Annotated in this window: 15 protein-coding genes; 5 read left to right on the top strand and 10 right to left on the bottom strand. The window is 36.7% G+C overall.

Translation table 11 applies throughout. The features are described 5' to 3' along the window. Window positions 1-70 precede the first annotated feature (70 nt). Both EG339_RS14135 and EG339_RS14130 read right to left on the bottom strand, forming a co-directional pair. Window positions 71-1036, bottom strand: coding sequence for an NAD-dependent epimerase/dehydratase family protein (locus tag EG339_RS14135; RefSeq protein WP_123870624.1), 966 nt, complete (start codon window positions 1034-1036; stop codon window positions 71-73). 104 nt (window positions 1037-1140) lie between these two features. Next, entirely contained in the window at window positions 1141-4053 is a 2913-nt protein-coding gene (locus EG339_RS14130; RefSeq protein ID WP_123870623.1) for a TonB-dependent receptor plug domain-containing protein, read from the bottom strand. A gap of 233 nt (window positions 4054-4286) precedes the next feature. Between EG339_RS14130 and ggt the strand changes: the two genes are divergently transcribed. Together ggt and EG339_RS14120 are read left to right on the top strand one after the other, a co-directional pair. Next, on the top strand, window positions 4287-5975 hold the full coding sequence (gene ggt, locus EG339_RS14125; protein WP_123870622.1) for a gamma-glutamyltransferase: 1689 nt from the start codon (window positions 4287-4289) through the stop codon (window positions 5973-5975). A gap of 161 nt (window positions 5976-6136) precedes the next feature. After that, window positions 6137-7405 carry a dicarboxylate/amino acid:cation symporter gene (locus tag EG339_RS14120; protein WP_123870621.1) on the top strand — a complete coding sequence of 423 codons (1269 nt, stop codon included), beginning with the start codon at window positions 6137-6139 and terminating at the stop codon, window positions 7403-7405. 104 nt (window positions 7406-7509) lie between these two features. Here EG339_RS14120 and EG339_RS14115 read toward each other — a convergent pair whose 3' ends face one another. From EG339_RS14115 to gyrB, 6 genes are all read right to left on the bottom strand, one after another. After that, window positions 7510-8361, bottom strand: a complete 852-nt coding sequence (locus tag EG339_RS14115; protein WP_123870620.1) for a diacylglycerol/lipid kinase family protein — start codon at window positions 8359-8361, stop codon at window positions 7510-7512. A gap of 44 nt (window positions 8362-8405) precedes the next feature. Further along, on the bottom strand, window positions 8406-9233 hold the full coding sequence (locus EG339_RS14110; RefSeq protein ID WP_123870619.1) for an RsiV family protein: 828 nt from the start codon (window positions 9231-9233) through the stop codon (window positions 8406-8408). A 101-nt stretch (window positions 9234-9334) separates the two neighbouring features. Beyond that, entirely contained in the window at window positions 9335-11266 is a 1932-nt protein-coding gene (locus EG339_RS14105; protein ID WP_123870618.1) for a transglutaminase-like domain-containing protein, read from the bottom strand. Window position 11267: 1 nt separating this feature from the next. Further along, the gene (locus EG339_RS14100; protein WP_123870617.1) at window positions 11268-13160 is read right to left on the bottom strand and encodes a DUF3857 domain-containing transglutaminase family protein; all 1893 of its coding nucleotides are present in this window, start codon (window positions 13158-13160) and stop codon (window positions 11268-11270) included. A 242-nt stretch (window positions 13161-13402) separates the two neighbouring features. Further along, window positions 13403-13825 (bottom strand): DUF5684 domain-containing protein, encoded by a 423-nt coding sequence (locus EG339_RS14095; RefSeq protein WP_123870616.1) that lies wholly within the window; start codon window positions 13823-13825, stop codon window positions 13403-13405. A gap of 78 nt (window positions 13826-13903) precedes the next feature. Next, window positions 13904-15838, bottom strand: coding sequence for a DNA topoisomerase (ATP-hydrolyzing) subunit B (gyrB, locus tag EG339_RS14090; protein ID WP_123870615.1), 1935 nt, complete (start codon window positions 15836-15838; stop codon window positions 13904-13906). A gap of 234 nt (window positions 15839-16072) precedes the next feature. Here gyrB and EG339_RS14085 point away from each other — a divergent pair, with 234 nt between their 5' ends. From EG339_RS14085 to EG339_RS14075, 3 genes are read left to right on the top strand one after another with little or no spacing between them, the layout of a single operon-like run. Beyond that, on the top strand, window positions 16073-17416 hold the full coding sequence (locus tag EG339_RS14085) for a cytochrome ubiquinol oxidase subunit I (protein ID WP_123870614.1): 1344 nt from the start codon (window positions 16073-16075) through the stop codon (window positions 17414-17416). Further along, window positions 17413-18417, top strand: a complete 1005-nt coding sequence (locus tag EG339_RS14080) for a cytochrome d ubiquinol oxidase subunit II (protein ID WP_123870613.1) — start codon at window positions 17413-17415, stop codon at window positions 18415-18417. The genes EG339_RS14085 and EG339_RS14080 overlap by 4 nt, the downstream gene beginning before the upstream one ends. Before the next feature lie 4 nt (window positions 18418-18421). After that, complete coding sequence (locus EG339_RS14075) at window positions 18422-18937, top strand: ClbS/DfsB family four-helix bundle protein (RefSeq protein WP_123870612.1); 516 nt, start codon at window positions 18422-18424, stop codon at window positions 18935-18937. A 170-nt stretch (window positions 18938-19107) separates the two neighbouring features. On the opposite strand, the gene EG339_RS14070 is transcribed toward EG339_RS14075, so the two are convergent. Both EG339_RS14070 and gltB read right to left on the bottom strand, forming a co-directional pair. Then, a complete protein-coding gene (locus EG339_RS14070) occupies window positions 19108-20544 on the bottom strand; it encodes a glutamate synthase subunit beta (protein ID WP_123870611.1) in 1437 nt (478 codons plus the stop codon). Further along, window positions 20544-25073, bottom strand: a complete 4530-nt coding sequence (gene gltB, locus EG339_RS14065; protein ID WP_123870610.1) for a glutamate synthase large subunit — start codon at window positions 25071-25073, stop codon at window positions 20544-20546. Before gltB ends, EG339_RS14070 begins: the two co-directional genes overlap by 1 nt. Window positions 25074-25268: the final 195 nt, after the last annotated feature.

Raw genomic sequence — 25268 nt, 5'->3', positions numbered from 1 at the left:
AGATAAAATTTATAATAGATTAAAAATCAGATGTTAAATCAATATCCAAATAAAGTAATACTTTATATTATTAATTCTTAGCTAATTTTACTTTCAGATTCTTAATCATGTCTTTCGTCATTTCAGAAATTCCGAAATCATAAGTCAGCCCCCAATCTTTTTTAGCTACAGAATCATCAATAGAAGCCGGCCAGGAATCTGCAATGGCCTGTCTGAAATCCGGGTTATAATCAATGCTGAAATCCGGGATTTCTTTCTTGATTTCTTCTGCTAATTCTTTTGGAGTAAATGACATTCCTCCTAAATTATAAGATGAACGAACAGTTAATCTTTCCTTTGGAGCATCCATTAATTTCAGAGTAGCATTGATGGCATCATCCATATACAACATCGGCATTCCGGTGTTCTCTGAAATGAAACTTGTATACTTACCGTCTTCAATAGCTTTATAGAAAATCTCAACAGCATAATCGGTTGTACCACCACCTGCCGGAGTTTTCCATGAAATTAATCCAGGATATCTGATACTTCTTACATCCACTCCATATTTATCAAAATAATATTCGCACCACTTCTCCCCTGCCATTTTAGAGATTCCATAAACGGTTGTTGGGTTCAACACCACATCCTGCCCTACATCATGTTTTGGAATTCCTTTTCCAAATACTGCAATGGAACTCGGCCAGAAGATCTTTTTAATAAGCCCCTCTTTCGCCATTTCACAAAAATGAAGAAGAGGCTCAAGATTTAGTTTCCACGCAAAAATTGGCTGCTTTTCCGAAGTTCCGGACAGAAGCGATGCAAGGTGATACACTGTAGTGATATCATAATCTTTAATCACCTGTCTCACTAATTGAGTATTGGTAACGTCCATTCTTTCATAATGCCCTGCAGAGGTAATTCCCTCCTGCCATCTGTCAAGACCTGAAGCTACAACATTGTCCGCTCCGTGAATTTCAACAAGTCTGTTAGTAAGTTCGGTGCCGATTTGTCCCAAGGCACCTGTAATCAGTATTCTTTCCGTATAGGATTCCATTTTCAGATTTTTTTAGAATTGTACAAAAGTAAAAAAAACATACTAACCATAATAAAAAAGGTATACTTTCGTATACCTTTTATTTGTCACCAAAACAATAGTGATTAAAAATTAAGATTCACTCTGGCAAAAAGAAACCTTCCATTCATTCCAAACTGAGAAACATTTCTTGAGTATACAAACTGATTCTGATTAGAAAGATCAATAGCAGGAGCATCCACATATACAAGATTCCCGGATGCATTCAGAGAAGGTGTTTTCACCATTGTCGGACCATAGTTTTTATCCGGATAAATATCAAACAAATTATTAGCTCCGATTGTCAGTTTAAAATTCTTAGTAAACATATAGCCCACAGATAAATCTGTAATTATTTTTCCTCCCCAAACCGGATGTTCTGTAGCAACAGCCTGCCCGTTGATGATTTCTCCACTTACAATTCCATCCCCGTTAGCATCCATTGTATTAGGGTCTGTAACTTTCCCGAAATAAACATTTCTTAACAAAACACTGAATTTATTAATTTCCAATGCATTATTGAGAGAAGCCTTGAATCTTGGGATCGCTTCTTCAAGATAAACACGGCTGGATTCCGAATAATATCTGTTGATTTGCCCGGCATTGATCAAAACATCGGAACCATGGATATCACCTACCCTGTTTGTTTTTGACACCGTAACTGCAAAATCAGAATTCAGGGCTAGTGTCTGAGAAAATCTTGCTCTGTGCGAAATAACACCTTCTATACCTTTTGTCTGAGTATCAATAGCATTAGCAAAGAAAGTAGCAGCATTCGCATTAGCCTTGTCAAAAGCGGCCTGTAATTTACCAAGATCACTATCCGCAGGATAAGTTCCTGACGGTCTTGAAAACTGATCAGTCAAAACCACCCTGTTTTTGATTTTAATATAATAACCATCTACTGTAAAAGTTAGATTTGCCTGTGGGATCTTAGCTGTAAAACCAACAGAATAACTCTTTGATTCCTCTTGCTTCAATTGTGGAATTCCTAAATATTTGGCTGCATCAGAATCATTAGAAAATGTTCCCACTTCATATGGCACTCCACCTACAAACTGTGTAGCTGTAGCATTAAAATAAATCTGCTGTAAAGAAGGCGCTCTAAATCCTGTAGAATGGGCTGCCCGTATATTAATATTGTCCGTAAGCTTATATCTTGTGGCAACTTTATAATTGAAAGTAGACCCAAAATCTGAGTAATTTTCAAACCTAAGTGCAGCACTCAGCAACCATCTGTCAGTTACATCCAGTTCCGTATCCGCATAAACAGCAACGGAATGCCTTCCCTTATTAAGAGCATTCTCAGGACGAAAACCTGGAAATACCTGCGCACCTCCCGGCCTGGTACTAGTAGTTGACCCTTGATTATTTGGGCCAATTGGAAAATCAGGATTTGGAGGAGTATAAACTCCAAAAAAATCTGTAGGTTTCAAGAGAGGATTTGTCCCTGGAGTCTGTATATTTCCGTTAATATCATAAAGAGCCCATGAAGCTTCTTCCCCTTTTTCTATTTTGTATTTTTCAAATCTCATCTCTCCTCCAAAAGCAACATTAAACCCTTTCAGCCAATCGATCTTAGTATCAAAGTCTGCATTAATAGTATTTTGAGAAAAACCAAGCCCTCCTGCATTGAATTCCTTTTTACTGGGATATAACATTGATGCATTGGCCGTATTTTTTATTGTGTAGTCAAAAGTATTTCTCCCGAAAGTGTTGCTGATATCGTAATTAATATTTCCTAATTTTCCTTTAAATCCTGCGGCAAAAGAGAGATCAATAACATCAGAAGCAATTTCCGGCAGGAAACCATTAGGATATATTGATGTAGAAGTTCTGTTTTGATTGGGTCTCCTGTAAAAACCTGCTGCATTCCCTGATCTGTAGGATATTCCCCCAAAAGCATATCCACGGATCGTTGAAGACAGATCAAATTCTGAGTTCATAAAAAACTGACCCGACCCTAGTCTGGACTGCCCAACCCTCATATTAAAATCATCTCTTGTTAATCCTCTGTAGGCAAGTTCATTTTCAGTAACATCAGCCTTGAGAAGATTCTGCAATGCGGTAATTGTATTCGCAGACTGAATACTAGCCTGCTGTGCTGCTGTAAAATAGCTTACATCCTGAGCATACTGATGTATATAGTTGACGATTTGCTGTGTATTGGATGTATTGTTGATATTCCCAAAAAGAGAAGAAATATTAACCCCTTTTTCTAATGCTCTCTGCTCAATAGCATTATAAGCATTAAAAATATCACCTGCCGCTGATTTTGCTCTCCTTGTATCATTTCTATGCAGTAAGCTTGCTGTAAAATTGATGAATCCATTACTACCAATTTTAGTTCCATAGTTCAGATCCAGCTGATATTTATCCCCATCCCAGCCTCCATGATGGTCATTAGCTCCTTTTGAATTAAAGCCTCCTCCCGTAATGGCCGCGGTAAAGGCATTCGTATTTTTCTTCATGATGACATTAATAACTCCGGCAATAGCATCAGAACCATACTGTGCCGATGCACCATCCCTCAATACTTCCAGCCTTTCAATAGCAAAAGCGGGAATAGCATTAAGATCCGTCCCTACAGATCCTCTTCCTGGAGAACCATTGATATTAACCAAGGATGAGGTATGTCTTCTCTTTCCATTAAGCAAAACAAGCACCTGATCCGGCCCTAGTCCTCTCAATTGTGCGGGATCAACGTGGTCTGTACCATCTGCCACAGTTGTTGAGTTGGACGTAAATGATGGTGCGGCATAATTCAAAATCTGGTTTAGATCAGTTTGTGGGCTTAATACAGACTGTGATCCGATATTGATAACATCCACGGGAACCGGCGTATCAGTTGCAACGCGGCTTTTATTCCTGGACCCAACAGTTATCTTTACTTCATCTACTGATTTTACTTTTATGGAATCTTTTACTTGCGCATATGCATTTGCTGACACAAAGAACAAGGTTCCTAAAAAGATAATTTTCTGGTAATTTTTTTTCATGTATTTTTTTTTTCAAATGTAGCAATTCAAATCATAAAAAATGAATGAAAAATCATAAAAAATCTAAATAAATTAAATATTAATCAAAGCAATTAAATAATAAAAGAATTAATTACAAATAAATTTAAAATATATTAATAATTATGAAAAACAAAAGATAATTTTCACATTCCTAATAATAGCAGCCATTTACCAAAAAAATCAATAATTTTGTTTCAAGAAAAAACAATCATATGAAGAAGATTTTAATTGCTTCGGTTATATTAGCCAGCCAGCTTAGCTGGGCCCAGTTTACAGACATCAATATTGTAAAAGAGGTAAAGGTTAAGAATAAAGGTGTGGTAGTTTCTGCACATCCACTTGCAAGTGAAGCAGGAGCAAAAATCCTGAGAATGGGCGGAAATGCCTATGATGCCATTACAGCTACCCAGTATGCACTAGCTGTAGTGTATCCACAGGCAGGAAACATTGGCGGAGGCGGATTTCTGGTGGGCGTAAAAAATAATGGGGAGAAATTTACTTTGGATTACCGAGAAACTGCTCCTAAAAAAGCTTCCAGAGACATGTATCTCGATAAAAACGGAAAAGCCAATACTGATCTATCTCAAAATGGGCGCCTTGCAGTAGGTATCCCTGGCAGTGTAGCAGGTTTTTTTGCTACATTGAAACACTGTAAACTTCCAATGGAAAAAATCATTCAGCCTGCTATTGATCTGGCAGAACAAGGATTTGCCATTACTGAACAGGAAGCAGAAATGCTTAACAATAATCAGGAACATTTTAAGAAACATAATAAATCAGCTATCGTTTTTGTAAAAGACACTCCATGGAAAGCAGGAGATCTTTTGGTACAGAAAGATCTGGCAGAAACTTTAAAACTGATCCAAAAACTAGGTGCAAAAGGTTTCTATGAAGGTAAAACAGCAGATCTTCTGATCGCTGAAATGAAAAGAGGAAACGGAATCATTACTTTGGAAGACCTTAAAAATTATAAGGTTGCAGAAAGAAAAGCCCTGGAATTTGAATATAAAGGCAACCATGTAGTCTCGATGCCTTTACCTTCCAGCGGAGGTTTACTTCTTGCTCAGATGCTGAGAATGGCCAGCTTTGAAAACCTTGAAAAATATCAGCAAAACTCTGCACAGGCTGTACAGATCATGACAGAGGCTGAAAGAAGGGCTTTTGCAGACAGAGCAGAATATATGGGAGATCCGGATTTTATCCAGGATAAAACATCTTATCTGATCTCCGACGAATATTTAAAGGGCAGATGGAAAAGCTTCAGCTTTAATAAAGCCACTCCTAGTTCTGAAGTTGGAAAAATTATAGAACAACCTAAAGAGTCTACTCAAACCACTCACATTTCCGTGCTTGATAAGGATGGAAATGCAGCATCTGTAACAACCACTCTTAATGGTTATTATGGAAGCAAAGTTCTTGTTTCCGGAGCCGGCTTCTTTTTAAACAATGAAATGGATGATTTCTCCATTAAACCAGGAGTTCCGAATATGTTCGGAGCTGTAGGCGGAGAAGCAAACTCTATCCAGCCGAATAAAAGAATGCTTTCTTCCATGACGCCTACGATTCTGCTTAAGAACGGAAAACCTTACATGGTAGTGGGAACTCCGGGAGGAACTACCATCCCAACCTCTGTATACCAATCTATTGTAAACGTAGTTGATTTTAAGCAAAACGCCAATATTGCGGTAAACGCTCCTAAATTCCATCATCAGTGGCTTCCAGAAACCATAAAAGTGGAAAATAACTTCCCGGAAAGCACTATAGCTGATCTGAAAAAGAAAAACTATACCTTTGAAAAGGTAAAACAAATCGGAAAAACAGAAGTAATAGTCCTGGATGAAAATGGAAACATTCACGCTGTTGCAGACGGACGCGGAGACGATTCTGTAGCAATAGAATAAATATTTATTCCACTAACAATATAGCTTCGGCTTCATTCTTTGAATGAAGCCGATTTTTTTATCCTTAATCAGAGAGAAGTAGATTAATTTCTATGACTTTTGTCAGTTTTTCAGATGAAAAATTCTTAATTTTCGGCCTTAAAAAAACAAACGACTGTTCATTGAAAGCAAAAAAAATATACAATCAGCTTTATTTCCAGGTTATCATCGCTATAACTGCAGGTATTTTTCTTGGAAACTTTTATCCCGAACTGGGAGAAAAAATGAAACCATTAGGAGATGGTTTTATCAAATTGGTAAAAATGATTATCGCTCCGGTCATCTTTATTACCCTTACCCTTGGAATTGCCCATATGACCGATCTCAAAAAAGTAGGAAGAATTGCAGTGAAGGCAATGATCTATTTTTTCACCTTCTCTACCCTTGCTCTTATTATTGGTCTGATAGTTGGGAATCTTTTACAGCCTGGCCATGGTTTGAATATTGATCCTACAACCCTTTCAGGAGATGTATCAGAGTATCAGGAGAAAGCTCACGAATCTACACTCACAGGGTTTATTATGAATATTATTCCGGAAACACTATTCAGCCCTTTGGTAGGCGATAATATTCTTCAGGTACTTCTTGTTGCTATTTTAATGGGGGTTGCATTGGTTTTAACAAAGGAAAAAAGTCAGAAAGTAACTGATTTCCTTCAGGACCTCTCAGCTCCGGTATTCAAGATCGTTCATATCCTGATGAAGCTTGCTCCTGTAGGAGCTTTTGGAGCAATGGCCTTTACCATAGGAAAATACGGACTTCATTCGGTTTTGAATCTTATATTCCTGGTAGCAACATTCTATATTACCTCTTTCCTTTTTGTGGTCTTGGTTTTAGGCACTGTGGCGTGGTATAACGGGTTTAATATTTTCAAGCTGTTATTTTATCTTAAAGAAGAGCTTCTTCTGGTGTTAGGAACAAGTTCTTCGGAATCTGCTCTTCCGGGAATCATGGAAAAAATGGAAAAAGCAGGCTGCTCCCGAACAATAGTTGGCCTTGTAGTTCCTACAGGTTATTCTTTCAATCTTGACGGAACTAATATCTACATGACACTTGCCTCTCTGTTTATAGCCCAGGCCCTTAATATTCATCTTCCCATTGAGAAACAGCTGATGCTTCTGTTGGTGGCCATGTTAAGCTCAAAAGGGGCAGCCGGTGTTACTGGTGCAGGTTTTGTGACATTGGCTGCAACACTGGCAGTTGTACCCGAAATCCCGATTGCCGGAATGACACTTATCTTAGGAATTGATAAATTTATGAGTGAATGCCGTGCCTTAACGAATGTTATTGGAAACTCTGTAGCTACTGTTGTTGTAGCTAACTGGGAAAAGCAACTGGATAAAGAGCAGTTACACTATTGCCTGAATAATTCTTACCAGATTGAAAAATGATTTTCAGGTAAAAAAATAGATAATATATCACTAATCAATTTTACTTCGCAAGTGAATAATGAATGCAAAGCGGATGATTACACGACAAATTTAAACCTTGAACTTTAAATTAAAATACTCAAACTCGCCGGCTGTACCTTCACGTGAACCGGTGATTCTATCTTATTGAACTCACCATCAAGGTGCCAGTTTTTAGTATTTACTTTGAATGAAATTTCCGAAACAGGAAGATAGGTTACATATTCATCATCCTTTAGCCTCTTGGTGAACATCCTGAAAGCGAACAATGCAGAATACGTAAGAGGGAATTTTTTAACCAAAACCATATCTACCAATCCATCACTTTTACTTGCTTTGGGTGCGATATAGGCATTATTCCCGAACTGCCGGGTATTGGCAATATTGAGCATGAGGTATCTGCCATTATACTGCTTATATTCTTCATCAAAGAAGGTAACCTTAATTGGTTTATAGTTAAAGAAGGTCTTCAGTGAAACTTTAATATAGTTTTTAAAACCACGGCTGGTCTTTTCAAACTCTTTCACCACTTTTCCGTCAAATCCTGTTCCTGAAACGTTGATGGAAAGTCTTCCGTTTACAGTAAAAGTATCTATTTTTCTGGACTGCTTTGCGTTTATTTTCTCTAAAAGCTCATCAAGATTCTTACTGAAACGGGTTTCATTAGAAAAGCCATTTCCTGAACCAGCTGGAAAGATTGCTAATATCTTATCGGTAGAAATCAGATTTTTAGCTACGGTAGAGATTGTTCCATCGCCGCCAATCGCGACAAAGATATCCACTTCATCAAAATGTGTCTTGATGAATTCGTCTGTTCCCGGAATGGATTCGGAAACATAATACAAAGGATTACCGACCTTATTTTTAAGTTCATTCAGAAACGGCTGATAATTCTTTTTGGCCGAAAAAGGATTGATGATAAAAGCTACTTTTTCCATTACCGCAAAAATAGAAAATGCTTCCTGAACCCGGAAGCATTAAGCTATTTAATTTTCATTCTTTCTTTAAATTCCGGATTTAATGTACCCTTCAGCTCCTCCCATGAAATTGGAATGGTGATATCTCCTGCTGCAAATGCGGCAATTTCATATGGACTATAGTGGAAATACAGATTTTTGTCATCAAAATAGAAGTTGTTTGAAGCTGGAATCTTTTCCACCAATAACATTTCTGAGTTTTTTACACTTCCGTCACCATCCATCGTACCACTGTTAATATTATCAATGTTCTTCATCAGCATCGCTTCAAGTTTTGCTTTTGGAGTGGAAGTAATATCTTTTAATTCTAATTTCTTATTATTTTTAAGATCAAAAATTCTTTCCGAAAAACCATAATTATCATGTGCTCCGCCTTCATAGCCGCTTCCGGTGTACTGAATATGCATGTAGCCATTACTATTGGACACAAGATTCATATGAGAACTTGAATACCAGTCCTGAGCATAAGTGATATCTGAAGCCCAATCCTTGCTGTCCTTTTTTACAGAATTGAAGTAATTATTTTTTTCATTTTCCAGATAAGCCTGCAAACCAGCCTTGGAAAAATCTTTTATTTTATCATTCTGGAAGTAGATACTATCTAAAAGTTTTTTATCTTTTATTGTTGGGAATACCAGTAGTTTGGAGGTATAAGTAAGCTTCAGCGAGTCAGTAATTTTTGTAGAATCTTTTACTATTACAGAATCTACTACAAATTCTTCGGACTTTTTATTTTCTGTTTTCTCTATTGATGTTGCTGCTGTTTCATTTTTTTTACAGGCAGTAAAAACAAAGAACGAAGAAAGTGCAATAATAGTTATCGTATTTTTCATAATTCTAATTTTGGGTAGTCAATACAAAAACCATTCAAAAAATGAATGGTTTTAAAAATTTATTCAAAAAAAATGAAATTGAAACTATAAACAGCCTTCCATTATTTCTTTACTAAGCTGATAACCTGATTTTCTTGTTTAGATGCTACTTCCCAAATTTGTTTGAATGCCGGATAATATTCTTTGGGATAATCAGCACTTGAAACTTTTGTAGTAGAAGTTACTTCCAGTTTATTTCCTTTTTGCTCAATATTGTAACTGTATGAAATCTCTTTATCTTCCGTAACAATCTTTTTACTCTTAGGCATTTCTTCAATCACATATCCTTCTGGAATTTCCAGGATTACTTTTTTTACTTTTGTAGTAGGTGCTCCGAAATCAATAGGATATTTTCGGGCATCAACCTGGTCAAATTCATTAGAAGTTTTGCTTAAAAATAACATCGGATTGATGATCAGTTTCTTTCCTACCCTGTCTATTAAATTAGATGATGAAAATTTCATTGTACTTTCAAACTCACCATTATCAAGTACCTTGGAGTCAATTCCTGTAAAATCTATAGAGAAGTTATCTTTATATTGCTTCTTATATTTTTCAGGGTTTTCATCGTAGCTATCTTTTACATACATTGCAAACGCTCCTGTATCTTTATCTGAATAAGATCCGGAAATACTTCCATCATCATTTAGCTTGGCATCAACCGTCAGAAATGTACTGCTTACCTTCATATTTTCCATCTGGATCTGTACTGCTTTAGTCTTGGTTACCAAAACTGCATACTGATTCCAGTTTCTTAAAGGTAATTCATCAATGGAGGATTGCTTGGAAGTTGCATCATAAATATGATAAATTCCATTAATATTTACTGACGCCAGTACAAAATTCATATTGGAAACATTAGGTGAAACCAGATTAATCAGTCCATTTTCTACAGTTGAAATCACCACCGGATCTGCTTTAATCCCTGCTTCCCTCAGAAGCATAACCAAATACAGATTAATTTCTGCAGCATTACCCACTTTAGTATCCAGCATTTTTTTGATTCCATTATCTGTATAAATCCCTTTGTCTTTACTCCAAGTAAACGTTTTTTGAACATAATCAAATAAAGCATTCGCTTTTTCAAGATCGGTTTTCATCTGCAATATATTTTCCGGCATATTGTCTTTGGCCAATCTGGTTTTCTTTAATTCTTCGCCAAAATCATCACTTTCATAAAGTCTTTTACCGATCTGATCCCAAGAAGACGAATAAAGCTTTAATTCTTTAAAATTGGTAGAATGAAGCTCTGCACTTACTTTTGTTCTATAATTCCTATCATTTCTTACAAATTTTTCTGTTTTGAAACCTTTTATATTTTCAAATCCAAATCTATATGTTTTGTATTGAGAACCATACAAAGTCTGCTCTTCCACAAATCTATGTTTTGGAGCCAAAGCTCCTGTATAATTAATATTATATGAGATGTTGATAGGGGTATCCAAAACATATTCTGTATAAAGAGAAGGTGTATCTGACTCAATTAAAAACTCCGGAATGTTGTATAAAAATGGAGATACAATTTCATACTGATATTCAAGTACAGAGCCATTTTTCACATTAGGAAAAGCAAACTTCGTTACGTTTACATATTTACTTTCCTTACTTTTATACTGCGAACTCTTCTCAACTTTTACAGGAACAGCAGCTCCGTTTTCAAGATTGTAGGTAAAGGCTTTGAATTTTCCTAACGTTTCTTTATTGGTTCCATACTGATAAAGGGGCACTTCCAAGTTCAGCCAGTCTTCAGCTTTATCCTTATCATAGATTTTAATCCTATAAAAATATTTTTTATTCAGATTTCCTGTAGAATTATCAACCATAAAATGCACAGATTTATACAGAATCTCAGCAGGTGCGTTTTCATCTAATAATGACTTTGGTTTGGAAAGATCTGCATCAGAAAATTTAGGTGGGTTCAAAAACTCATGTTTCTGAGCTTTAACCACCATTACATTGACTGAACATATCAGTATTAATACTATTTTTTTCATCTTATATTTTTGTAATTAAAATTTTTGAGTTATCCATATTGAGTATTTTTTTTCTGAATCCTACATAATCGTTGTATTTCTCCTTAGGGTAAGTTCCTTTATTAACCTGAATTTTTCTGCTCACCTTTATCTCTTCCCCATTTTTCACAAAACTCAGTTTATAATTTCCAAATTCAGAATTAATAGTGATATCATTAGGTGTTTCATCGGTTTTATAACCCTTAGGAATTATAAAACTGATCTCATATTCATCTTCAAATGACTGTCTGATTTCAAAAGGAAGTTCACGGCTCTCGTCTGATTTATAAACATTATCAGAGAAAATAGGAACAGCTCTGAAAATAAGGCTGCTCCCCGCATTCTTACAATAATTGTTGGTTTTAAAATCTATATCGTAAGTAATAACAGCTTTGTCTTTATCGTTGACAAAATTTTTCATTTCGACTTTCTCAAAGTTTAAGACATCAAATCTTTTTTTTAGAGCGTCATTCTTTTCTTTTGGACTAAGGCTTACAAAGCCTAAATTGTAGTCATATTGATTTCCAGTGTAGAAAAAATTACCTTCTCCTGTAATACTGTTATCCTCTCCTATCTTTATTTTCAGTTTTTGTTTTTCTTTATTCTGATCTGCTGAATATACCGGAGTATTAATCAATTCTATTCCATTTTTCCTTATAGAAAGCACATTTCTATCGGTAGTACTAAATCCTAAATGGTTAAATGCTGTCTGTTGTGAGGTATTTTCAAGCCAGATATTTCCATTTTCTGTAGGAACCATCAGAATTGCGTGATTACCGCCCATTTTAGGAAAATCCGGATCAAAGGACACCTGTGAAAGACCTGAGTTAATTACACAATAATAAGAAGGAATTCCAGCTTCATCCAGTAAGGTTTTCATATAATTGGTAAGACCTTTACAGTCTCCATATCCCTTCTTATGAACCTCATCCGGCATCATAGGAAGCCAACCTCCAATTCCCAATCCTACATATATATATCTGGTTTTGGTCTGCATATACTGATAAATCTTTCTTACCTTGTCTTCTACAGAACCCTGGAGTTGTAAAGCGGCAATTTCAGCTTTAATTGCAGGAGTTGATACCGCTACCGGATCAATAAGATTGTTATAGTACCAGGTTCCAAAATCTGCCCAGTTATTTAATGTGCCCTGCTTGCCTGCCAGATTGAATTTAGCAAGTGCAAAACTTACACTAGGCAATATTTTAACAGGCTCCGGAATAAGTACCGCATCATCAATTGCCGGTACATTTTTGTAAGAATAATTTTTTTCATTCCCATTACTGCTCTCAACTACTGAAGCATAATTATACTTTGAGGGGTAAACTTTGGAACGAAGATCAATTCCAGAGGTATTAATGATCTTCATCTGCGCATCTTCCAAAGACGTATTGGTAGAATAAAACGGAACAAAATCAGGAATAAAAACAGTATTTTTATCTTGAGATTGATAAGAAAAATCGATAGTATACGGATATTGAACAGGTGTATATGAAAATACCATTACCCTGTTATCGGAATAAAATACGCCCTGTCTGTTATTGGCAAAATCACTAAAATCAGATTTGGAATAACTTTTTACTTTCTTTCCGGATTCATCATACACAGTAACCTTTACATCAGAAATACTTCTTGATTTATCATAAGGAATATAAACAACAGCCTTTTCATCACCATCTTTATTTAAAACGGTGGTTACCGTATTGTATTGATATCTTATTTCATCAATTTTATTAATCTGAACTGTTGTAAGGTCTTTTCTGACCACAACATTAGCATTTTTCTTTAAGTTTTCAGGAATTGAAGATACCGGATAGATTTGGGCAAAATACATTGAGGCAGTAGACAGGGCCCCAAGAAATAATATTTTCATCATGGTTATTAAAATTAGACAAAAATAATAAAATCTTAATAACTGTTAAAAAAATAAATATTAAAAAATTAAAATAAAAAAACAGCGCTTATAAAAACATGATTTACAAAGCATTGCAACTTATAATTTTCTCAAACTGATGAAATAAAAAAGCTGTATATAACGGAAATCATATAATTCTAAAAACCAAAATCTGCCAAAAAAAAGACTTCATTTCTGAAGTCTTTATTCTTTATCATGTTTCTTTAGTCATTGGGAATTCTTTTACTGTCATAAGTATCACTTCCAAGCCCTAACACAGGAATAAAAATAAACCCTAGGAAAAACAGTAAGATTGTATAAAGAGGGGTTTCTTTTGCAAAGCCTTTAGCTAACCGGTCATTAACTACCCACGCTGCATAAAGGTTTACGAATGGTATTAAGAATAAAATGATCCACCAAATTGGTTTTTTCACAATATCCAGCATGACAACAGCATTATAGATAGGAATGAAAGCTGCCCATGCATCTTCTCTGCCTGCCTTTTTAAAGATTTTGAACATACAGTATCCATAGAACAGATACAACAATAAGCTCATAAACATTGAGCCAATCCCAAGTCCTGCAGCGGCTGCACCGGAAACCGCGTCTACCCCATTGTAGGGGTCTGTTTGTAAAAGAGTTAACATATTATTATTTTTTGGTTTGTCCAAATATAAAAAAAGCTTCTAAATAATTAGAAGCTTTTTTTAATATTTTAAAAAGGTTTATGCATCAATTTTTGCATATTTTGCATTTTTCTCAATAAATTCTCTTCTTGGTGGAACTTCATCTCCCATCAGCATTGAGAAAACACTGTCTGCTTCTACTGCATTATCAATAGTCACCTGTTTCAGAATTCTGTGTTCCGGATTAAGAGTTGTTTCCCAAAGCTGCTCCGGGTTCATTTCTCCAAGACCTTTATAACGTTGTACCTCTACTCCTTTTCCATCCGGAGACATTTCCAGAGTAAACTCTTCACGCTCTTTCTCATTGTAAGCATATACTTTTTTGTTTCCTTTTTTTAGCAGATATAAAGGAGGCTGAGCAATATAAATATATCCGTTCTCTATAAGTTCCTTCATATATCTGAAGAAGAAAGTAAGGATCAAGGTAGAAATGTGGGATCCATCAATATCGGCATCGGTCATGATAACGATTTTATGATATCTTAGCTTAGCCATGTTCAATGCTTTGCTATCTTCTTCTGTTCCTACGGAAACTCCAAGGGCTGTATAGATATTTCTAATCTCTTCGTTATCATATACTTTATGAAGCATAGACTTTTCTACGTTCAAAATTTTACCTCTTAACGGAAGAATCGCCTGGAAATGTCTGTCACGTCCCTGTTTCGCTGTTCCACCCGCGGAATCTCCCTCCACAAGGAAGATTTCAGATTCTGCCGGATCTTTGGATGAACAGTCGGATAGTTTTCCCGGAAGCCCTGAACCTCCCATAGGAGATTTTCTCTGAACCATTTCACGGGCTTTTTTAGCGGCTTGTCTTGCTTTCGCGGCTAAAACAACTTTCTGAACAATTTGTTTTGCTTCGTTCGGATTTTCTTCAAGGAAATTGGTTAACATTTCCCCTACAATTTTATCTACAGCCCCGGAAACTTCAGAGTTTCCAAGTTTTGTTTTGGTCTGTCCTTCAAACTGAGGTTCCATTACTTTTACAGAAACTACGGCTGTTAATCCTTCACGGAAGTCATCCCCTGTAATCTCTACTTTTTCTTTTTGAGGAATTCCTAAATCATCAGCATATTTCTTAAGGGTTCTTGTTAAGGCACGTCTAAAACCGGCTAAGTGAGTTCCCCCTTCATGAGTGTTGATGTTATTTACATATGAGTGAAGATTCTCATTGAAAGAAGTGTTGTAACGCATTGCTACTTCTACCGGAATATTATCCCTCTCTCCTTCCATGAAAATTACATGTTCCATAATAGATTCACGGTTTCCATCTATGTAAGCAACAAACTCTTTTAATCCTCCCTCAGAATGGAAAACTTCTGATCTGAAAGAACCATCTTCCAGTTTCTCTCTTTCGTCTGTAAGGGTAATGGTAATACCTTTATTAAGATAAGAAAGCTCTCTTAAACGATTTGCTAAAGTATCGTAGTTGTAAACTAATTCTGTAAAAATAGTATCATCCGGCTGGAAAAACTGCTTTGTTCCTCTTTTTTCACTATGCCCGATTTCTTCAACACCAGTTTGAGCTTTTCCTTTTGAATATATCTGTTGGTAAACGTTCCCGTCTCTGTAAACAGTAGTGATCATTTCATTAGAAAGGGCGTTCACACATGATACCCCAACTCCGTGAAGACCTCCTGAAACTTTGTAAGAATCTTTATCAAACTTACCTCCGGCTCCAATTTTCGTCATTACAACTTCAAGAGCAGATTTTTGTTCTTTTTCGTGGAAATCAACCGGAATACCTCTACCGTTATCACTAACCTCTATTCCATTTCCTTCTTTAATCGCAACAAAGATCGTGTCACAGAATCCTGCCAACGCTTCGTCGATAGAGTTATCTACTACTTCATAAACCAAATGATGGAGACCTCTAACTCCCACATCACCAATGTACATTGAAGGACGCATACGTACGTGCTCCATTCCTTCCAATGCCTGAATACTACTAGCTGTATATTGTTTTTGACTCATATTAAATATTAAAAATTCTGCTATATGCAAAGACTCACAAATATCGTGATTTTTTTCGAGGTACGAAAGTTAAAAAGTGTCAAAAAAATGTAGAGTTTTCTTAGAAATAGTATAAGGAACAGCAAACTTATAAAAGATTCAAAATTAAAGGGTATTGTTGAAATAATAACTGTTTTAAATCATACTCAACATCAATAATTTATGCGTAAATTTATTTACTGAAAAGTTGATATTATGGATGATTTTATAGCTGCCCGTGCCCAGATGGCGCTCTCTTTGGGCTTCCATATCATATTCTCCTGTGTGGGAATGGTAATGCCTTTCTTAATGGCTTTTGCCCATTGGAAGTATCTAAAAACCAATAATGAAGTGTATAAAGGTCTTACCAAAGCATGGAGTAAAGGGGTTGCGATCCTATTTGCTACCGGTGCTGTTTCAGGAACGATGCTTTCCTTTGAGCTGGGACTTTTATGGCCCGGATTTATGAAACATGCAGGTCCTATCTTTGGAATGCCATTCTCACTGGAAGGCACTGCCTTTTTTATTGAAGCCATCGCTATCGGCTTCTTTTTGTATGGATGGGATAAGTTCAATAAGTGGTTTCACTGGTTCTGCGGTTTTCTTGTAGGTGTAAGCGGACTGGCATCAGGGATCCTGGTGGTAGCTGCCAACTCCTGGATGAATTCTCCTACCGGTTTTGATTATATTAACGGACAATATCTTAATATAGACCCTATTAAAGCGATGTTCAATGATGCCTGGTTTCCACAGGCGCTTCACATGACGGTTGCAGCGTTTTGCGCAACAGGATTTGCGGTAGCCGGAGTGCATGCTTTTTTAATTATGCGGAGAAAGAATGTGGAGTTTCATACCAAAGCGTTCAGGATTGCGGTAGGTTTTGCCTTAATTGGAGCATTTGGAGCACCTTTAAGCGGGGATGTAGCAGCAAAATCTGTTGCAGAAAGACAGCCTATTAAATTAGCAGCTATGGAAGCCCACTTTGAAACAGAAAAAGGAGCCTCATTTGTAATTGGTGGAATCCCAGATGAGAAAAATGAAGAAATAAAATATGCCATTAAAATACCAAAGGTGTTAAGTTTTCTTGTAAGCAACGACTTTAATGCTGAAGTAAAAGGACTTAAAGACTTTCCAAAAGATGAATGGCCTCCGATAGCGGTTACCCACTATGCCTTTCAGATCATGATATTCTTTGGAGTGATAATGATCTGCATTGGAGCGGTATACCTTTATGCATTCTTCTTTAAAAAGGAATGGCTGATTAAAAACTGGTTATTAAAAACATTCCTTATCGCCACTCCTTTCGGATATATTGCTTTGGAAGCAGGATGGACTGTTACTGAAGTAGGAAGACAGCCATGGATTATTTATGGAGTGATGAAAACAATAGATGCGGTAACCCCAATGCCGGGAATACAATATTCTTTCTACTTCTTCACTGCCATCTTTATATCATTATCATTAATCCTTGTATTCCTTTTAAGAAGACAGGTACAAATGGTTCCGAAACTTTATGACCCAACAGACCCACAGTTTAACGATAAAAATAAAAAATCATGATCTACATTGTTATAGGTTTTCTCTGGCTTTCCATCTGTCTTTATATTATTCTGGGGGGAGCTGACTTTGGAGCAGGTATTGTAGAAATGTTCACCAATAAAAAAGCCCGCCATAAAACCCATGAGATTATGTATGAATCTATTGCTCCTGTTTGGGAAGCCAATCACATGTGGCTGATTATTGCCATCGTTATCCTTTTTGTTGGCTTTCCGGAGATTTATACCACTATGTCTACTTATCTTCATATTCCTTTAGTCTTAATGCTTTTAGGAATTATTGCAAGAGGAACAGCTTTTACGTTCAGGCATTATGATGCTGTGAAAGACAATTGGCAGGTTTTATATACGCAGATATTTTATTATGCGAGCCTTTTGACTCCCTTCTTTTTGGGGTTAATTGCAGCTGCAACGGTTTCCCACTCTATTAATCCTGATGCAACAGGTTTTCTTGATCTGTATGTTTACAGCTGGCTTAACTGGTTTGGAGTGTCTGTAGGACTTTTTACTGTAGCGTTGTGTGCTTATCTTGCGTCTATTTTTTCATTAAGAGAAACCCGTGGGAAAGAAGAATTGCTATTAATGATAAGAAAATCAAAACAAACAATGATATTTGTTGTGATTACAGGAATTCTGGTATTTGCCACTGCTTACCTTTCAGATATTCCTCTTTTGATGTGGGTATTTTCAAAGCCTTTGGGAATTATGGCTATTGCTTTTGCTACGGTTGCTTTACTGCTTATTTTAAGAGCACTGAATACCCAAAAATTACTTCCAGTGAGAGCTCTTGCAGGCTTTCAGATGGTGATGATTCTTGTGGCCGCTACTTATCAGCATAACCCGGATATTATACTGTTAGGTAACGGACAGCATCTTTCATTGTTAGAGCATATGGCACCGCCTAAAACTATTGCTGCATTAGGCTGGGCATTGATGCTGGGATCTTTATTTATTCTGCCTTTTTTATTTTATTTGATGGCTTCTTTCAGTAAGCTTAGAAAATAACACTATGAAAGGTTATAAAGACAAAACTGAACTTATTGAAGAAATTAAAAAAAGGTTCCTTCTCTACAACAAGGAATTCGATGATATTAAAGAAAATGAAAAAGATTGGCTAAAAGTAGGGGTTGACAAAACACCATCCCAAAATATATCCTATCAGATTGGCTGGACCCAACTGCTCCTACAGTGGGAAGCTGATGAAAAGAAAGGAAAGGAAGTAAAAACACCTACCCCTGAATATAAATGGAATAATTTAAAAGGATTATATCAGTCTTTCTATGAGCAATATAGCTCCTATAGTCTGGCAGAACAAAGAGGTCTCTTACAAAAGCAAGTCGATGAAATTATAAAATGGATTGAAGACCTTGATGATAAAATCCTGTTTGAACCTAAACAAAGGAAATGGGCAACAACGCCCGCTAAATGGCCCGTATGGAAATGGATACATATCAACACAGTTGCTCCTTTTAAAAATTTTAGAATACAACTCCGGAAATGGAAAAAAGAAAAAAGTACAGAATAACTCTGTACCTTCTATTTTTATTTCTTTATGAATTTTGTCTGGTGCCTCATTTGGTCATTGAAGAAAATAAATTCGGGACTAAAGGCTCGAAGCTGTATAAAATTACCTACATACTACTTTCAGCTGCCCATCTAATTTTCTTGAATAACATAATCAGGAGTCAGATTATTTCATGATTTATTTTTAAAAAATTCATCAATTTTCTCTGCGCATTGTCTGCCTTCCGCAATAGCCCATACTACAAGGCTTTGTCCTTTTCGGGCATCACCACAGGTGAAAATTTTATCCTGATTGGTTTTATATTCTTTATTATTTCCGATTAAGTTTCCTTTTGGATCCAGGTGAATATCTAATGCTTCCACCAGCCCTTTATGCTCAACATGCGTATATCCTAAGGCAATAAAAATAATATCACATTCGAGTACAAATTCAGATGCTGGTTTTTCAGTATATAAGTTCCATTTTCCTTCATCAGAATCTTTAGTCCATTCTGCTTCCACCAGGCGAATTCCCTTTAGGTTTCCATTTTCATCTTTCACAAATTCTTTTGAATTCACAGACCACATACGATCACACCCCTCCTCATGGGAGGAAGTAATCTGCAGTAGAGCAGGATAAGTGGGCCATGGCATCGTTTCATCCCGTTCTGTTGGTTGCATAGGTTTATAATAAATCTGATATACAATTTCTGCTCCCTGGCGGTTAGAAGTTCCTATACAATCGGACCCTGTATCTCCACCTCCTATGACCACTACTTTTTTTCCTTTCGTATTAATTTCTTCTTCTTCAAAAGGAATCCCGCTTACTTTTTTATTACTTTGTTTAAGAAAATCCATAGCGAAATAAATACCTTTTGCATCCCGGTTGGGAATGACCAGATCTTTGGGAACAGTACTTCCTGTTGCTAATACAATTGCATCAAAATTGCGGTTCAATTCTTCTACAGCATAATTTACACCTACGTTAATTCCAGTACAAAATTCAACTCCTTCTTCCTTCATCCATTGAACTCTGCGTTCTACAATATTTTTATCCAATTTAAAATCCGGTATTCCAAACCTTAATAATCCTCCTATTTCAGGATCTCTTTCAAAAACTGTAATAGTATATCCCATCTGATTCAATTGATATGCTGCCGCCAACCCGGCAGGTCCGGAACCTACTACCGCAACCTTTTTATCTGTTTTCAGCTTGGGAAGTCTTGGCTTGGCAAAACCTTTCTCGAAAGCTATTTCTATAATATTCTTTTCTATTTCCTCAATGGTAACGGCCTTATCGTTAATTCCCAAAACACATGCACTTTCGCAGGGAGCAGGACAAATTCTTCCGGTAAACTCAGGAAAATTATTGGTAGATATTAAAATCTGATATGCTTTTTGCCATTGTTTTTTATATACGGCTTCATTAAACTCAGGAATGAGATTTCCCAGCGGGCAACCACTCTGGCAAAACGGAACTCCGCAATCCATACATCTTGCCGATTGACAATTCAACTGCTGATCAGAAGGCTTCTGAATAAATTCTTTATAATCCTTAAGTCTCTTTTCAACATCCAGTTTAGAAGGAAGTTCCCTCTCATATAATAAAAATCCATCTATCTTCCCCATTACGTAATATTATTTATCTGGTTTTCAATCACTTTCTTATATTCTCTCGGATACACTTTCGTAAAATGTTTACAGCTGTTATCCCAATCACTTATTATATATTCTGCCAATGTGCTTCCTGTATTTTCAAAATGTTCCCTGATCAGATTAAAGATCGATTCTTTATCATCCTCTGTAATAGATTCCAGATCCGCCATATCAGGATTAAAATGATATTCTAAGGTTTTATTTACATCCCATACATAAGCAATACCTCCGCTCATTCCTGCGCCAAAATTTCTTCCGACTCCTCCCAGAACAATAACTTTCCCTCCAGTCATATATTCACATCCATGATCGCCAATTCCTTCCACAACTGCAGTAGCTCCGGAATTCCGAACGGCAAAACGCTCTCCTGCTATGCCACTGATAAATACCTTTCCGGAAGTGGCTCCATATAAAGCAACATTTCCAACAATACTATTTTCATTGGCACGGATAATAGCCTCTTTATGCGGAAAAATAATCAGCTGAGCACCAGAAAGCCCTTTCCCTAAATAGTCATTAGCGTCTCCTTCCAGACGCATAGTAATCCCTTTATTACAAAATGCTCCAAAGCTTTGCCCTGCGGTTCCTTTAAAATTAAATAGTAATGAATGCTCATTCATTCCCTCAGACTTATAAATTTTGGTTAATTCATGGGAAAGAATAGTACCAACTGTACGATCCGTATTTTTTATATCAAATTCGGCTTCCATCGATGTATTATTTTGAAGGGCGTATTGAGCCGCTTCAACCATTTTCCAGGAAATAGAATGATCCAGCCCCACATCCTGTTCTTCAGATTTAATTACCGGCAAATCGGTTTCTATTTTATAAAGAATCCTGCTTAGGTCTATCCTTTGATGTTTCCAGAAGGTAATATCTGTTTTTCTTTCAAGACATTGAGATTGCCCTACCATTTCATCAATGGTCCTGAAACCTAAATTAGCCATAATCTCACGAACTTCCATCGCAAGAAATTTAAAATAATTCACCAGGTGTTCAGCTTTTCCCTTGAATTTTTTTCTTAATTCTTCCTTTTGAGTGGCAATTCCTACAGGACAAGTATTCAAATGACATTTCCTCATCAGTATGCAGCCTTCAACAATGAGCGCAGAAGTAGCAATTCCCCACTCTTCTGCCCCTAGCAAAGTAGCTATAGCCAAATCGCGTCCTGTTTTCATCTGCCCATCAACCTGCAGAGTAACTCTTTGTCTCAGTTTATTTTTAATCAAAGTCTGATGGGTTTCAGCCAATCCAAGCTCCCAAGGCAAACCGGTATGACGGATTGAGCCTAAAGGTGATGCACCTGTACCTCCATCATATCCCGAAATCAGAATATGATCTGCTTTTGCCTTTGCAACCCCCGAAGCTATAGTTCCTACTCCTGCTTTTGAAACTAACTTCACCGATAACCGGGCATGGCGATTAGCATTTTTTAAATCAAAGATAAGCTGGGCTAAATCTTCAATAGAATAAATATCATGATGTGGCGGTGGAGAAATCAGTCCAACGCCAGGTGTCGAGTGTCTCGTTTTACCAATCCATGAATCCACTTTATCCCCCGATAATTGCCCGCCTTCTCCCGGCTTAGCACCCTGAGCCATTTTTATTTGAATTTCATCTGCTTCCGCAAGGTATCTGGCAGTAACCCCAAATCTTCCGGAAGCAACCTGTTTAATGGAAGAACGCAGGTTATCTCCATTCTTGTCAGGTGTATACCTAGCTTCATCCTCTCCTCCTTCTCCTGTATTACTTTTTGCCCCTATCCTATTCATTGCAATTGCCAAGGTGGTATGTGCCTCCCACGAAATAGACCCAAAAGACATTGCTCCTGTTGCGAAACGTTTCATTATGTTTTCTATGGGCTCAACTTCTTCCAACGAAATGGGCTCTCTGTCATTTTTAAATTCCAGTAACCCCCTCAATAGAGATGCTTTACCCATTTGCTGATTGACAAGTCTTGAATATTTTTTAAAAATACCATAGTCATTGTTCCAAGCGGACTGTTGAAGTAAGTGAATGGACTGTGGATTAAACTGATGATATTCATTATTACTTCTCCACCGGTAAATACCTCCTGTATCCAGTAAAGAGTTTTCCATATCCTCCTTGAATGCATCCTGATGTTTTATCAAAGCTTCCTTCGCAATTTCATCAAATCCAATACCTTCAATTCTGGAAACAGCTCCCGTAAAGCACGTATTGACCACAAGTTTATTCAACCCTATAATTTCAAAAATTTGTGCTCCATGATAAGATTGCAAAGTGGAAACTCCCATTTTAGAAAATATCTTTAAAAGCCCATCTCCTACTGCCTTTTTATAATTATCTTTTAGCCTTGGTAAATCCTCTTCTTCAAATTCTCCATCATCAAACATTTGTCTGATACTTGCCAATGCCAGATAAGGATTAATTGCCGTTGCTCCAAATCCTAATAACGTTGCAAAGTGATGAACCTCCCAAACATCTCCTACCTCCATTACCAAACCGATCTTTCTACGGATACCTTTTCTGATCAAATGATGGTGTACCGCCGAACATGCCAGTAATGAAGGAATAGATGCATGCTGAGAATCCAGTGACCGATCCGAAAGTATTATTACTTCAAACCCATCATCTACTGCATCTACCGCATACCTGCAAATCCTGTCGATCGCTTTTTTCAGTTCACCTTCTTTCCCTCTTGCATTAAAATAAGTATAAATCGTCTTGGCTTGAAATCTACCTGTATCAACACTTCTTAATTTTTCAAGCTGATTATTATTAATAACAGGGTTGTCCAGTCTGATAGAATGTGCAAAGTTTTTATCCTCTTCTAAAAGATTGCCATTTCCTCCTATAATTGTAGTCAAAGACATCACCAGTTTTTCCCTTATCGGATCTATCGGTGGATTGGTTACCTGGGCAAATAACTGTTTGAAATATGAGCTTAAGTGCTGTGGCTTCTCACTCAATACAGCTAAAGGAGCATCAAACCCCATTGACCCAATTGGTTCTTTACCGTGAGACGCCATTTCTTTAATCACTCCATCCAGATCTTCTCTGGAATATCCGAATGCCTTCTGATACTTAAAAATATCTTCTGTCTGAAGTTTATTGAACCGGATTTTAGGGTTGGGTAATTCGGTGATATTAATCCTCATACTGTCCAACCATTCACGGTAGGGTTTTGAGGTACATATTTCTTTTTTTAATTCATCATCACTGATGATTGCTCCTTTTTTCATGTCTACAAGAAACATTTTACCCGGCTGAAGATGTCCTCTCTTAATTATTTTTTGGGGATCTACAGATAATGCTCCTGATTCGGATGCCATAATGACCAAATCATCCGATGTAATACAATATCGTGAGGGGCGAAGCCCGTTTCTATCCAGCGTAGCTCCTATCATATCGCCATCTGTAAAGGAAATGGAAGCTGGCCCATCCCAGGGCTCCATCAGGCAGGCATGAAACTCATAGAAATCTTTTTTGTAATGTTCCATCTGCTCATGTCCATCCCATGCTTCAGGAATCAGCATCATCATTGTATGAGGAAGCGACCGTCCCGAATGGTACAACAGCTCTACCATATTATCGAGATATGAAGAATCTGACTGTCCCGGTTTTGTTAAAGGGAGAAGCATATCCATTTCCTGAGGGGTAAAAAATCGGCTTTGGAACATCTTTTCAGAAGATCTTAACCAATTAAGATTTCCCCCTAAGGTGTTGATTTCACCATTATGCGCCAAAAATCTAAATGGCTGTGCCAAGCTCCATGTAGGTGAAGTATTGGTGGCAAAACGGGAGTGTACCATTCCAAATGCAGAACGAATTTTAGGATTGGTAAGGTCTTTAAAATAATTCCGAACCTGAATACTTCTCAACTGACCTTTATAAATAAGCTTTTTACAGGAGAAGGAAGCTACATAAAACCCAATAGGATCATTATTTGTAATACTGGTCATCTGATGAGAAATATAATTTTTAAAAATAAATAGCTTTCTCTCAAAATCTTTTTCAGTATCTACATCGAAAGGACGCTCTATAAAAAGCATCTCCATCACTGGTTCTACACTCTTTGCCAAATCTCCAAGATCAATATTACTCACCGGAACAGGCCGATATCCTAATATTTTAAGATGTAACTTGTCTGCAGACTGTGCAATGACCTCTTTACATTCTTCCCGAATAAAATTATTCTGAGAAAAAAATAACATTCCAACACCGTAATACCCAGATTCTGGTAAATCTATTCCGACGTTTAATGCCTCATCATATAAAAGCTCATGTGGGATCTGGATTTGTATCCCTGCACCATCCCCGGTATTACTTTCATATCCGGTAGCGCCACGATGCTCCATGTTCTCCAGCATGGTAATAGCATCACTTACAATCTTATAACTTTTTACTCCTTTAATATTCGCTACAAAACCAACTCCGCAGGAATCAAATTCAAATTCAGGTTCATAAAGACCCTGATTTTTTTTAAAATTATCTGGATTTTTTTTTCGTGTTGTATTCATCTACATGTTCATTTTCATATCAAATGTAATAAAAAGAACAATCTTAAAGAATTTAAATTACATTTATTTTATCAAAAAGCATTCAAAACATAGTTTTATCTTAAAAAAACAAAACAATAAATAAACATAATATCAAGAATAAAACAAAAACATAAATATTAGATAATAAAGCATATTTCTTTATTGAGTCTAACA

The organism is Chryseobacterium bernardetii (genome assembly GCF_003815975.1).
GTDB lineage: Bacteria > Bacteroidota > Bacteroidia > Flavobacteriales > Weeksellaceae > Chryseobacterium > Chryseobacterium bernardetii.
Note: the sequence above shows the minus strand (reverse complement) of the source record. Positions and strands in the feature narration are given on the sequence as shown.